Origin of the sequence: Acinetobacter sp. V89_7, assembly GCF_029967895.1 — a bacterium.
Lineage (GTDB): Bacteria > Pseudomonadota > Gammaproteobacteria > Pseudomonadales > Moraxellaceae > Acinetobacter > Acinetobacter soli.
In genome coordinates this window covers 1-13339 of record NZ_JASCAJ010000020.1, presented here as the reverse complement: position 1 = coordinate 13339, position 13339 = coordinate 1, and the positions used below count along the sequence as shown (strand labels likewise).

The window sequence follows — 13339 nt, the reverse complement described above, 5'->3', positions numbered from 1 at the left end:
CCTCTCAGGGTCATGGCTTATATGGAACAACTATGGCATTAATCGTTCAAAAATATGGCGGTACTTCTATGGGTACTCCCGAGCGCATTTTAAATGTTGCTCGTCGTGTGAAGCGTTGGCATGATCACGGCCACAAGGTTGTTGTGGTTGTATCGGCTATGAGTGGCGAAACCAATCGCCTACTTGCTCTCGCGAAAGCCATTACCGACACCCCTGACCCACGCGAGTTAGACCAGATGGTTTCAACCGGTGAACAGGTGACGATTTCGATGTTAGCAATGGCACTCAACTCGATTGGGGTCGAAGCTAAATCATATACAGGTCGTCAAGTTGGTATCAAAACAGACAGCGCTTACAATAAAGCACGTATTGAATCGATTGATACCGACGTGATGACCGCAGATCTTGACGAAGGACGTGTTCTTGTCGTTGCGGGTTTCCAAGGGGTAGATGAAAAAGGCAACACGACCACATTAGGTCGTGGCGGTTCAGATACTACAGGTGTTGCATTGGCTGCCGCACTCAAAGCAGACGAATGTCAGATTTATACCGATGTGGACGGTGTTTACACCACAGACCCACGTGTTGCACCAAAAGCCAAAAAAGTGGATCGTATTTCTTTTGAAGAAATGCTGGAAATGGCATCATTGGGTTCAAAAGTTCTACAGATTCGCTCTGTAGAGTTTGCAGGAAAATATCAAGTGCCCCTCCGTGTATTGTCAAGCTTTGACAACGACAACGACGGTGCATTTGATGAAGAATTTAAACAAAACGTAGGTACACTAATCACAACTGAGGCGGAAGATACAATGGAACAACCGATTATCTCTGGTATCGCATTTAATCGTGACGAAGCAAAATTAACTATTTTGGGTGTTCCAGATGAACCGGGTATCGCCGCTAAAATTTTAGTTCCTATCAGTGCTGCCAACATTGAAGTCGACATGATCGTTCAAAATGTTGAAGAAGATGGAACTACCGACTTTACCTTTACAGTAAACCGTGGTGATTTGGCTAAAGCCAAGAAAATTCTTGAAGAAACTGCTTCAACCATTGGTGCACGTGAAGTCTCAACCCGTGATGATATTGTAAAAGTATCGATTGTGGGTGTAGGCATGCGTTCACATGCGGGTGTTGCAAGTAAAATGTTCATGGCTTTAGCTGAAGAAAGCATCAATATTCTGATGATTTCGACGTCTGAAATCAAAGTTTCAGTCTTGATTGAAGAGAATTATTTAGAGCTTGCAGTGCGCACACTTCATACTGCTTTTGGTTTAGACCGTGAGCATGGTGAAAGCAGCGCACGTGCTTAATGATTAACCAGTTAAGCCGAAGTTAGTTCACTTTTCAAAGAATCGTGACAAAAAATCAGGGCCACTATAGTGTTTTTTATAGTGGCTCTGCTATATTAGCGCTAGAGGTTTTTAAGAAAATTTCAACAGAATTTATAAGAAATTCTCATTTTCTAATAATTCTGTTAAAATTCTCTCAATTCCGAGGTTGTGTTTTCACTTTTTGAAAAAACTATCGCAGGTTTAGCATTTTGCAAGGAGATAAACATGCTGATTCTTACCCGTCGTGTCGGGGAAACATTAATGATTGGGGATCAAGTCAGTGTAACTGTGCTTGGTGTTAAGGGGAATCAGGTACGTATTGGTGTGAATGCACCGAAAGAAGTATCGGTTCACCGTGAAGAAATTTATCAACGTATTCAACATGAACGCGCAATGCATGAACATCTTCAGCACCTAGATCAAGATTATCAGCCTTCTTTTGAAGACGATAACTACTCTCAAAATAACTTTAATCGCTAAAGTTTTATTTATACCCTCCCAAATTAAAGCGGCTAATTTAGCCGCTTTAAACATTTTAGCAATTTCACTTTTCTAATGGTCTTGGTTTAAGGCACGTTTAACGGGTGCATAACTGCGTCTGTGCTCATCAATGACACCATACTGAGCTATTGCCTCAAAATGTACCTTGGTTGGATATCCTTTATGTTTAGCAAAACCAAACAATGGATATTTTTGATCCAGTTCAACCATTTGGCGATCACGAGTCACTTTGGCTAAAATACTCGCAGCACTAATTTCGGCATGCGTTGCATCTCCACCGACAATCGCTTCACAGGCAATTGTCATTCCCTTTGGAATCTGATTGCCATCTACAATCACTTTCATGGGCTGCTGCTGCAAGCCATCAACCGCGCGTCGCATGGCTAAAAAAGTAGCTTGCAGGATGTTGAGCTCATCAATTTCAGTATGTGTAGCTTCAGCAATCGACCAAGCCAATGCTTTTTCCTGAATTTCAATAAACAACTTTTCACGTTTTTTTTCCGTTAATTTTTTAGAATCATTCAATCCAGCAATGGGATGATCAGGATCTAAAATCACGGCTGCCGCTACCACAGAACCGACTAAAGGGCCACGCCCTGCCTCATCGACTCCTGCAACAAATAGGTTGGTTTGTTCCAAAGTAAAACCCCAGATTGATTAGTTTAATTTAAGGTTTGTACCACACATTCACTCACGGTTTTAGTGACAATCTGATTGACGATAGTTGCTCGTGCAGCTGGGTCAAGACTGGCTGTTGCAATGTCCATCGTGGTCACACTATATGGTGCTTTTTCACTGACACAACCGCAAACTTCGGTTTGAATGCTTTGCTTTTGCTCGTTCGACATCACTTTGGTCGCACTTTTCCAAGCAGGTAAGGTTTCAATTTTATTCAGGCACTGAACATTGACCGCAACTTTGAAAGCTGCCATACCAAGTTGCGATGAACCAGAAGAGGTCTGTGCTGTTCCTGTGGTATCCATTGTGGTGCATGCAGTAAAAATCAAACATACAGGTAATACCATCAGCGCTAACTTTTTCAAGTGCTTCACCTTCAAAATTCAAATAGCGTATTGTGCCCAACTCCATCTATTTATGAAATAGCGTGATGCGCTTTAATCCGACAACTAGATCAAATCGTTCTGTTTAAAAGACACATCGTTACAAGTTCTTGGTTTTTAATCGCATCAAGACTTTTTATGATGGTGATATAAAAATGATGACCTTGTTGGGATTTAAAAAAATGGCTTCTTCCCCTCAGTATTACACGCGCACTGCTCAAATACTTCACTGGCTTATGGCGATTATCTTTATTGCCGCTTGGATGATTGGCTTTTATAGTGGCAACTTTTTAAGTTACGAAAACGATGGCAGCTTTAAAGGAGATGTGATTACGCTGCATAAAAACATTGCAACCACGATTATTTTTCTGGTGGTAATACGTCTTTTTTGGCGCTATACACATCCTGTTCCGCAGTTACCAGAGACGATGTCACCTGCGATGAAAACGTTTGCTCATATCGGGCATTTAGCGCTGTATCTTATTTTGCTTGCAATGCCGATTACAGGCTGCTTGTACAGCTGGAGTGCGGGCCACCCTGCACCTGTACTCTATTTATTTAATATCCCACAATTGATTGGAGAAAATCCTGAAGTCACCGCCATTGTAAAACCTCTACATATCTATATTTCATGGATTGCAGGATTCTTGGTGGTGGGGCATTTACTGGCAGCTTTAAAACATCATTTTATTGATAAAGATAACGTGCTCAGAAGTATGACACGACAACGCTAGACATAAAAAAAGCATCCCGAGAGGATGCTTTTTTCTTTTAAATGGCTTTGATTTCTTCAATCCATTTTTGCTTTTGCTCATCGGCAATAAATGACGCTTCAAACGAGTTAATCGCAAGTTGCTTTAACTCATCTTGACTTAAATCCAAAGCCTCTTGAATGGCAACAAAGTTATCATTCATATATCCGCCAAAATAAGACGGATCATCAGAGTTCACCGTAACCTGCACGCCTTGCTGAAGCAAACGGCGAATGTTGTGCTGCTTCATGTCATCGACAACGCAAAGCTTGAGGTTACTGAGTGGACACACCGTGAGTGGCATTTTTTCCTGAATCAGACGTTGCATGAGTGCCGGATCTTCTTCAGAACGAACACCATGATCAATACGATTCACTTTGAGTAAATCTAAAGCTTCCCATACATATTCAGGTGGCCCTTCTTCACCAGCATGGGCGACAACCAAGAAACCTTCTTCACGCGCTTTTTCAAAAACACGCTCGAACTTAGAAGGAGGATGCCCGACTTCACTTGAATCTAAGCCTACTGCAATAATATCTGATTTATACGGTAAAGCTTGTTCGAGCGTTTTAAATGCGTCTTCTTCGCTTAAATGGCGCAAGAAGCACATAATCAACTCAGAGCTAATTCCCAGTTGCTCTTTCGCATCTGCACAAGCGCGTTTTAAGCCGTTTAATACGATCTCAAAAGCAACGCCACGCTCAGTATGTGTTTGTGGATCGAAAAATATTTCTGTATGAACCACGCGGTCTTCCGCACATTTTTTAAAATATGCCCAAGCAAGATCATAAAAATCACGCTCATTGACCAGAACGTTAGCACCCGCGTAGTAGATATCTAAGAAAGATTGCAGATTGTGAAAGTTATACGCCTGTTTGATTTCCTCAACCGACTGGTACGGAATATCGATATGGTTACGCTGGGCAATTTCAAACATTAGCTCAGGTTCAAAAGTTCCTTCAATATGCACATGCAATTCTGCTTTCGGCAGGGCACGAATTAGTTCTGCTTGATTCATCCAAACTCCTTACAAAATAAAAAAGGGTGTAAGTCACTACACCCTTTAGTTTAAAACAAAAATTAACCGCCAAATGCTGCAAATTTGAAAACCCAAAGCACAGCAACAATCCAGACCATGTATGGTACGGTTTTAGCCTTACCAGTCAGCAATTTAATGATCGCATAGCTGATAAAACCCATTGCAATACCATCGGCAATTGAATAAGTAAATGGCATAAATACAATCGTGAGGAAAGCCGGTACCGCTTCTGTAATGTCGTCCCAATCAATATTGGTAATACCGTGAATCATGAGCACACCGACAAAGAGTAGCGCTGGTGCAGTCGCAAAACCAGGAACAGATTGAGCAAGCGGTGATAAAAACAAGCATGCTAGAAATAGCACAGCCACCACCACTGCGGTTAAACCCGTACGCCCACCTGCTGCTACGCCCGATGCCGATTCGATATATGGTGTTGTTGAAGATGTTCCCAAAGCTGCACCCGCAACAATTGCAGTTGAGTCGGCAAACAAGGCCTTTTTCAAACGTGGTAGCTTACCATCTTTGAGCAATCCGGCACGGTGCGAAACACCAACAAGTGTTCCGGTACTATCAAACAAATCGACCAAGAAAAACACAAAAATCACACCAATCATGGTTGCTGTAAACAGGCCTTCGAAGTCCATTTGCATAAATGTTGGTGCAATTGATGGGATGGCACCGACTACACCTTTTAGCTCATTTAAGCCGAGTAGCGTGGAAAGACCAGTAATCGCCAGAATACTGATAATAATTGCACCACGTACTTTTAACTGGTGCAAAACTACGATAATGATAAAACCAAGAAAGGCCAACAAGACAGTTGGAGATTTGAGATTACCTAACCCCACCAGTGTGGCAGGATTATCTACAATAATACCGGCATTTTTGAGTGCTACCAGCGCCAAAAATAAACCGATACCGCCACCAATAGCGAACTTAAGTGACATTGGAATCGCATTGACAATCGCTTCTCGGATTTTTAAGAAACTAATCGCCAAGAAAACAAGACCAGAAATGAAAACGGCAGCCAAAGCTGTCTGCCAAGGCACACCCATACCCAAACATACAGAATAGGTGAAATATGCATTTAAGCCCATGCCCGGTGCCAATGCGATTGGGTAGTTGGCAATCAAGCCCATGACCAAACAACCAATTGCTGCAGCCAAACAGGTTGCAACAAAGACAGCACCGTAGTTCATTCCCGTTTCTGAAAGAATGATCGGGTTTACAATAATGATGTAACACATGGTCAAAAATGTAGTTACACCTGCAAGTACTTCAGTTCTGAAGTTTGTCTTGTTTTCGCTTAGCTTAAACAAGCGCTCAAGCAAACCTACTGAAGGATTAGGAGTGGTCATATCATCGCCCTATGAGAAAATTGAGCATTTCGTAATTCTGCGATCATGTTTACAGGCCACGTTAAAAGCACTGTATTGCACATGAAAAATCTGTTTAGGCCTGAGCAAATACTATGCCATCAGCTTGATTATTATTTATTTAAAATAATCAGTATGCTGGCTTTGGATAATGACAAAGGCTCCCCCAACAGAAAAAAGCCGCATGAGCATGCGGCTTTTTCAACCTAACGATTAAGTAATTCAGCCCCAATTGCTGTCTTTTAATCACTTAATACTTGACGGTGGATTATAACAGATTGATTTTATTTTGTTTATTTTTTTATAAATACATGTTTTTCTAAATTAATCGTGCAACAAATCAATTACTTATTTTTCCCGGCGGTCAACTTTTAAGTTAAAACTGCTCTTGAGTTGCACGCTCAGTTAGAAATTTGTGATTAATATGATTCGGATTGGCTTCAATCATTTTTATACCTTTTTCGGCATCTTTAATGATATGCAATATTTCTTGGCGTTTTTTGGCACGAGAATCTATATAGATCCCATAACCCAAGACCAATACAAGCCCAACAACGGACACAGCAGCTATTTTTTTCATATCTTAAAAATCTTATCAGTAAAATGAATTTTTCAGGCGCTCGACTGATGCAAACGCCACTTTGTGCCTACCATTTTATAGACACGCTATTAAACTATAAAACAACACTTTTTGACTACATTTTTGTGACTTAATTCACAATTATTCGCATTGTTACTGTGCAAATGTCTTATTTTTGTCATTTATATCATGACATTAAAGGCATCATTTTATCTCTATCATACGATGCTTAGTTGATCATACTCTGATTACATTAAATCACAAAGAGCGCATTGTAGATTTTTAAGATATATAGATTTTTCCTTCAAGCTTAGGCTTTAATATGGCCCTTTATTTTACTCTTCCTCTCAAGCACTTCTTGGCAGCATGCACGCCCAACCTGTATTTTCATACCTGCATGTGTTAATCTACGCGCTTCAAAACCCACCTCCTCGATTTATTTACATGATCCTTACGCCACCTTAATTGATCTTCTTTTAGTTCTCATCAATTGAAATCATCACTGTCTGGTGATGTGGTGTAGTCGTGTGTAAATATCACATCGCTAGCCTGTACGAAATAAAAAATTTTATAGGCTTTTTATGTTTGCTCAAATTCAACAGCAATGGCTCTCCAATATTCGTGGAGATGTTCTCGCTGGTTTAGTTGTTGGTCTTGCACTGATTCCTGAAGCAATCGCTTTTTCTATTATTGCAGGTGTCGATCCACAGGTTGGCCTTTACGCTTCTTTTTCGATGGCAGTGATCATCGCATTTGTAGGTGGTCGACCGGCCATGATCTCAGCCGCCACTGGCGCGATGGCTTTGCTCATGGTGACGTTGGTCAAAGAACATGGACTGGACTATCTGTTTGCAGCCACAATTTTAACCGGGATTATTCAAATTATTGCGGGGCAGCTAAAACTGGCCAAGCTGATGCGCTTTGTGTCTAAGTCGGTTGTAATCGGTTTTGTAAACGCACTGGCCATTTTAATTTTTATGGCTCAACTCCCCGAACTGATACATGTCTCATCTTGGGTATATGTGTTCGTTGCGCTTGGATTAGCCATTATTTACTTGTTTCCTTACTTGCCCGTGATTGGAAAGCTTGTTCCCTCCCCATTGGTATGTATTGTTTTAATTACTCTCATCGCCTATTTAATGGGTGTAGATGTACGCACCGTTGGCGATATGGGGAATCTTCCCAATCAATTACCGCACTTTTTTATCCCTAATATCCCTTGGAATCTTGATACATTATGGATCATTCTGCCCTATTCTTGTGCAATGGCTGCAGTCGGCTTACTCGAGTCGATGATGACCGCCACAATTGTAGATGAACTGACCGACAGTGCCAGCAACAAGCATCAAGAATGCAAAGGTCAAGGTATTGCCAATATCGTTACGGGGATGATGGGTGGTATGGCCGGTTGCGCCATGATTGGACAGTCGATGATTAATGTAAAATCTGGTGCACGCACTCGACTCTCTACCCTAGTTGCGGGTGTGTTTTTGCTGATTTTAGTGGTGTTTATTAGTGACTGGCTCAAGATCATCCCTATGGCAGCTTTGGTTGCTGTCATGATCATGGTTTCGATCAGTACCTTCGATTGGGGATCAGTCAAAAATATTCGTCGCAACCCAACCACAAGTACTGTGGTAATGCTGGCAACCGTGGTAGTGGTAGTGGCTACCCATAACTTGGCGATTGGCGTATTGGTGGGTGTTTTACTGTCGGCATTATTTTTGGCACAAAAACTTGAAAATGATGTACATATTGAAACCTCCCGTACAGACAACATTCGCCACTATGATGTACGCGGTCAACTCTTTTTTAGCTCATCAGAGCGCTTTGCACATGCATTTGATTTTTCTGAGGATGTTATGCATGTGGTGATTGATTTGACCCATGCACATATCTGGGATGTCACCACCGTGGCAACATTAGACAGCATTGTAGATAAATTCAAGAAAAATGGCGTTTTGGTGAGCGTAAGAGGTTTAAACGAAGCCAGCTCGATCATGATTGAACAATATGGTACCCACTCGAAGATATAAATACGTCGAAAATCACCCATGCAGGATTAAATCTGCATGGATGATTATTCATTTAAAACTGATAACCAAAGCGCAATAAAACATTGCGTGGCGTACTCGGTAGTTCAGCCGAGCGCCAGTACTGCTTGTCGGTTACATTGTTTACTGCAAGCGTCACGTTCCAAGGTGCAAAGCTATAGCCAATTGCTGCATCGAGTCGTGCAAAGCCATTGATATGTACAGGCGTGCTGTTTAAATTACCATTTTGGTAAGCGTAAAACGAACCTTGATAAGTTACTCCTGTCTCAAAATACAGTTTTTCAGTTGGCAAATAACGAACAAATAGATTTGCTGTGTTTTTAGAGACTTTATCTAGAGGATTATTCTCTGTCAGCGGATATTGAATATTTTCTTTTACCTTTGCATCGGTATAGCCATAACCACCGCGGATAAACACGTTATCGCGTAATCGGCCAATAAAGCTAAATTCTGCTCCACGTGCCTCATGCTCGCCTGCAACAGCCCACAGATCAGGGTTGTTAATGGCATCAGGTTGATAGCGAATATTGTGTTTACGAATATCATAAACCGAAAATTGCGTGCTCAAACGCTGATCAAGCCAGTCACTTTTAATTCCAACCTCAAATTGATCGTTGTATTGAGGCTCGGCATTGACCACAGTACTCGAAACAGCGTTCACACCTGTTGAACCACCAAATGGTGCAAAACTACGGCTATACGACGTATAAATACTATGTGCATCGAGAGGCTGCCAGACCAAACCGATATTTGGACTAAACGTGCCTTCAGATTTTGAATAGTATTCATCTACGGCCAGCTTGTTTCTGATTTTGACCTGTGTAGATGAATCATAGATATCGTATCGGGCACCGAGCATCAGTTGTAACGAAGCGTTTAAGCGAATCAAATCTTGGGCAAAAAACCCTAAATTTAATGCTTCACTATAATTCTGAGTGGTGATCTGAGCATTTGCACGATCAAAAGTTTCAATGGTATCACCCGTGTACGGGTTGAAATACCCATATAACTGTGTACTGCCACTCGAATAATTCCCCAGTATTGGCTCACGTCTCTCTTTAGTAACATCGGCCCCTAAAAGTACACGATGTTCGAAACGCCCAGTATTAAACACACCTGTTAAGTCAAAAGTATTAGTGATGGTTTTATTGGTGGTCTGTTGCCATGCATAGCTTTGACGAATATAGCCCGGATACAAACATGTCGCGCTTTTTGTGGCGCAGTAAGTTCCACCAAAATAATTATCAAAATCTTGAGACGCTTCGCGGTAACTTAAAGCCCAATGAAAGTTCCAATTGGTCGCATATTGATATTTCAAATCGGTGCGAATCAAGTGTAATTCATCATCGATATAATCACCATCGTGCGCAAAACCTTGCTTAATTGAAGGATACACACCACTCTTTGCCAAATCAAAATAAGATGGGCCACGGTCTGGAATCCGATGCAATTTGTCGTAGGTATATTGAGTGGTCCAAGTGATTGTCTGGTCATCATTACGATAAGTCACACTGGGTGAGGCCATCACCTGCCGTTGCTGAATTCCGCGCCTAAAACTATCTGTTTCGCCATATTCACTGGTTAGGCGTACCGCCCAGTTTTGATTAATCGCCTGATTTAAATCAATCGTTGTTCCGCGGTTGTTCCAAGAGCCAAGGTAGCCACCTACCGTACTTTTCGAATCGAAGTTGGCATATTTGCTGACCATATTGATCACACCACCTCCACCACTACGACCGTAGAGTACCGAAGCTGGGCCTTTTAAAATTTCAATTCGTTCAATATTGGCCGTACTACGACGAATTTGCCCGCTGTCACGGATACCGTCTCGATATATATCGCTGGTGTCGGCGTTGAATCCTCTAAGCACAATCCCATCACCGCGTGTATCATAATTGGTGGTCACACCCGGTGTACCTTGTAACATCACACTTAAATCATTGGCACCATAAATCTTATACTTTTGCACATCAATGGTATCAATGGTCTGAGGTATATCTTTCTTATCTAGACCATTTCGTGTCACATTGGCTTGAGCATAATCCACATAGCTTTTGATCGGGTCAAGCTCGCTCATCGCTTCCAACGTCAGAGTTGGCATCACGGCAGTCGAATTTTTAACATCTCCATTTTGATTGGCAAAAGCGTATTGTGTTTGCACAATCATAAGACTAAGCAAGCTCAATCTGAAGGCTGCGGTTCCTGGCTGTTTAAAAAAACGTTTCTGAATCATCGACGCAATATCCAAAGTGGGGATACAAAGCGCAAATATTAATAAAAAACATTCCCATTTGCATTACTTTTTTTATACAATTTCTTAAATTTTACTTACAAAGCAATCTCATATTATTTATTTGGTTTTATACCTAGAATTCGAATTTAAATCATTTACATATCATTTATTTGTTTGAATATATATTTAAAGTCTATCCATTCATTACAGATCTCGATTTATATATGTATACAAATACATCAAAAAATATATTTCAAATAAATGTTTTATTTTCATTAAATTAAAAAAAATAAAAAAAGAAGCTTTTTGCAATTTTCTTTTCTTCTATTTTTATTATAAATATAAGCCTTAAAAACTTTATGACTTGATAATTAATTTAAAAGTTAAAACACGGTTAACGATTTAAGGAACCTATTTAGATGAATATTATTTTGATCGATCTAAGCCAGTCTCCCTCGAAAAACTTGGGATTAAAAACGATTGGTATTTCTCCTCAAGTAGGCGAATGGATTGAACTAGATCACGATAAGAGCTCCGCCATCTACGAAATTTTAACTATTGTGCATAAAGTAGATCGTACACCCGAAGTTTATGTACGCTATTTAGGCCACCTTCCCGAATTAATTCGCCAGCGTTTCTCTGTCGGTCAGAGCTTTAGTCTAGAAAGATGGGACAAATGCTTTAATTAAATCTAGAAAACCCAATGCGCATTAAACTGCGCATTGAGTTTAAAAATCTTCAAAGATACTATCAATAACGAGCATGCTAAATTGCAGACGCTTTAGATACTTAAGTTATTTTTTCAGCGTATCTACACGATTATAAATATTATCGTTGCTTATCTTAACAATTTGAATTCGGTCATTATTTTAATAGAAAACTGATAGCATTCAGGTTAAACAAAAGAAGATGAACAAAATTCAAAAAGATATTTCAAATCATTTTTCTCAGTTTATCTTATTGTAATTGGTCTTGTGGTTATTTGTATTTGATTTTATTATAAAATTAAAGGGAGATGATGCTTGGATTGTCCATCTGAGCTTAATCACTCTTTCGCACATTACATAACAATTACGCATAACATAGGAATAAACATTATGAGTTACCAACATATCTTAGTTCCCGTTGACGGCTCTGAAATTTCTTTAGCAGCTTTCGAACATGCTGCATCGCTCGCCAAAGCTTTTGGTAGCAAATTGACTGCAATTAGCTTATTGGCTGAGGATCCGTTTAGCGGTGTCGATTTTTACTATGTATCCCCGATTATGAAAGACTATTTCATTGAAGCACAGGCAAAAGCACAAGAAACCTTGGCACATGTAAAGAGCACTGCGACTGTGCATGGTATTGAGGTCGAAACACAGATCGTAAAAGGTGAAGTGTCTGCTGAAGGTATCATTAAGGCTGCTGAAGATTTGAAGATTGATTTGATTGTGATGGGCTCACACGGTCGTAAAGGTGTTCAAAAGTTTTTCTTAGGTAGCTTTGCTCAAGATGTGCTAGGGAACACTGAACTTCCTGTTTTAATTGTAAAAAAATAGACTATATTTGGCTCTGCTCATCATTAATGTGTCAGAGCCGAATTTTTTAACTCGAATTAATTAATTTTAATGCACTTCAATCAAACGATTGAACGCTACGATTACCCGCTTTGCAAAGAATACGATAACATAGTAGCTTCTACAGCATTAGTATTTAAGGCGAGCGATCATGTCACTTCGTAAAGGCATATACCAGCATTATAAAGGTCAGCTTTACCAAGTTTTGCATGTTGCAAAACACAGCGAGACTGAAGAAGAATTGGTGATTTATCAGTGTTTATACGGAGATTACTCCATTTGGGCACGCCCGCTCACCATGTTTATTGAAACTGTAGAACACGACAACGAAATCAAACCACGCTTTCAGTTTTTACATTGTGTAGACTAACGCTGGCTTATAAAATCGATAGTCGATTAAAGTGTAAGTCAAATTCAATATACTTGTGAATGAAAGCGGCTTTATCGGTCGCACGTAATAAATTGTCATAGATAAATACAGGTACAGGATGGTATAAGGCCCCTGTACCATTCTCATAAAAAATTTTAAGATGGCGTGATATTGCATCGTATTGCCATGACTTAACACTCACCAGTTGCTGCATATAAGCTCCTTTTCCATACAAAAAGATCACTTTTTAGGCATCTTTTATTCTTTTGACATTACAAGAATCTGAATCGCGCACAAAGAGAATATTTGTAAAGTGAATGAACTGTTAAATAAATTTTTACTGACTAAAAGTCACCTTTATTCAAAAAACCGATTGTATTGATAAAAACATACCGTTTCCCCTATCAATGCATTTATCTTATTCTTCTCAACAAGTTAAATTATTTACTCCTTTGGAGCTGTTAGGCATGTTAGACC

At 40.1% G+C, this 13339-nt stretch carries 14 protein-coding genes; 7 read left to right on the top strand and 7 right to left on the bottom strand.

Annotation, left to right across the window (positions count from 1 at the left end; genetic code table 11):
* The first annotated feature begins 32 nt into the window (after positions 1-32).
* Complete coding sequence (locus QLG00_RS04650; RefSeq protein WP_004936569.1) at positions 33-1313, top strand: aspartate kinase; 1281 nt, start codon at positions 33-35, stop codon at positions 1311-1313.
* A gap of 246 nt (positions 1314-1559) precedes the next feature.
* Positions 1560-1814: a carbon storage regulator CsrA gene (gene csrA, locus QLG00_RS04645; protein WP_004925987.1), complete on the top strand. Its 255-nt coding sequence runs from the start codon at positions 1560-1562 to the stop codon at positions 1812-1814.
* A gap of 72 nt (positions 1815-1886) precedes the next feature.
* Here the strand turns inward: csrA and rnhB are convergent, their stop codons facing one another.
* Entirely contained in the window at positions 1887-2474 is a 588-nt protein-coding gene (gene rnhB / locus QLG00_RS04640; RefSeq protein ID WP_282470578.1) for a ribonuclease HII, read from the bottom strand.
* A gap of 23 nt (positions 2475-2497) precedes the next feature.
* Positions 2498-2878 carry a hypothetical protein gene (locus QLG00_RS04635; protein ID WP_282470577.1) on the bottom strand — a complete coding sequence of 127 codons (381 nt, stop codon included), beginning with the start codon at positions 2876-2878 and terminating at the stop codon, positions 2498-2500.
* 200 nt (positions 2879-3078) lie between these two features.
* On the opposite strand from QLG00_RS04635, the gene QLG00_RS04630 reads away from it, so the two are divergent.
* The gene (locus QLG00_RS04630) at positions 3079-3630 is read left to right on the top strand and encodes a cytochrome b (protein ID WP_004946473.1); all 552 of its coding nucleotides are present in this window, start codon (positions 3079-3081) and stop codon (positions 3628-3630) included.
* A 37-nt stretch (positions 3631-3667) separates the two neighbouring features.
* On the opposite strand, the gene QLG00_RS04625 is transcribed toward QLG00_RS04630, so the two are convergent.
* From QLG00_RS04625 to QLG00_RS04615, 3 genes are all read right to left on the bottom strand, one after another.
* The gene (locus QLG00_RS04625; RefSeq protein WP_004936559.1) at positions 3668-4666 is read right to left on the bottom strand and encodes an adenosine deaminase; all 999 of its coding nucleotides are present in this window, start codon (positions 4664-4666) and stop codon (positions 3668-3670) included.
* Between the two features lie 62 nt (positions 4667-4728).
* Positions 4729-6048 carry an NCS2 family permease gene (locus tag QLG00_RS04620; RefSeq protein WP_004936556.1) on the bottom strand — a complete coding sequence of 440 codons (1320 nt, stop codon included), beginning with the start codon at positions 6046-6048 and terminating at the stop codon, positions 4729-4731.
* 394 nt (positions 6049-6442) lie between these two features.
* Positions 6443-6646: a hypothetical protein gene (locus QLG00_RS04615; RefSeq protein ID WP_004936555.1), complete on the bottom strand. Its 204-nt coding sequence runs from the start codon at positions 6644-6646 to the stop codon at positions 6443-6445.
* Between the two features lie 581 nt (positions 6647-7227).
* On the opposite strand from QLG00_RS04615, the gene QLG00_RS04610 reads away from it, so the two are divergent.
* Positions 7228-8682: a SulP family inorganic anion transporter gene (locus QLG00_RS04610; protein ID WP_076032739.1), complete on the top strand. Its 1455-nt coding sequence runs from the start codon at positions 7228-7230 to the stop codon at positions 8680-8682.
* Between the two features lie 52 nt (positions 8683-8734).
* On the opposite strand, the gene QLG00_RS04605 is transcribed toward QLG00_RS04610, so the two are convergent.
* On the bottom strand, positions 8735-10933 hold the full coding sequence (locus tag QLG00_RS04605) for a TonB-dependent siderophore receptor (protein WP_282470576.1): 2199 nt from the start codon (positions 10931-10933) through the stop codon (positions 8735-8737).
* Positions 10934-11397: 464 nt separating this feature from the next.
* Here QLG00_RS04605 and QLG00_RS04600 point away from each other — a divergent pair, with 464 nt between their 5' ends.
* The 3 genes from QLG00_RS04600 (at position 11398) to QLG00_RS04590 (ending at position 12862) form a co-directional block, all read left to right on the top strand.
* Positions 11398-11622, top strand: a complete 225-nt coding sequence (locus QLG00_RS04600) for a hypothetical protein (RefSeq protein WP_282470575.1) — start codon at positions 11398-11400, stop codon at positions 11620-11622.
* Between the two features lie 408 nt (positions 11623-12030).
* On the top strand, positions 12031-12474 hold the full coding sequence (locus QLG00_RS04595; RefSeq protein WP_004936545.1) for a universal stress protein: 444 nt from the start codon (positions 12031-12033) through the stop codon (positions 12472-12474).
* Positions 12475-12643: 169 nt separating this feature from the next.
* Positions 12644-12862 carry a DUF1653 domain-containing protein gene (locus tag QLG00_RS04590; protein ID WP_004936541.1) on the top strand — a complete coding sequence of 73 codons (219 nt, stop codon included), beginning with the start codon at positions 12644-12646 and terminating at the stop codon, positions 12860-12862.
* A gap of 7 nt (positions 12863-12869) precedes the next feature.
* Here QLG00_RS04590 and QLG00_RS04585 read toward each other — a convergent pair whose 3' ends face one another.
* Positions 12870-13076: a KTSC domain-containing protein gene (locus tag QLG00_RS04585; protein WP_004936538.1), complete on the bottom strand. Its 207-nt coding sequence runs from the start codon at positions 13074-13076 to the stop codon at positions 12870-12872.
* Positions 13077-13339 lie beyond the last annotated feature (263 nt).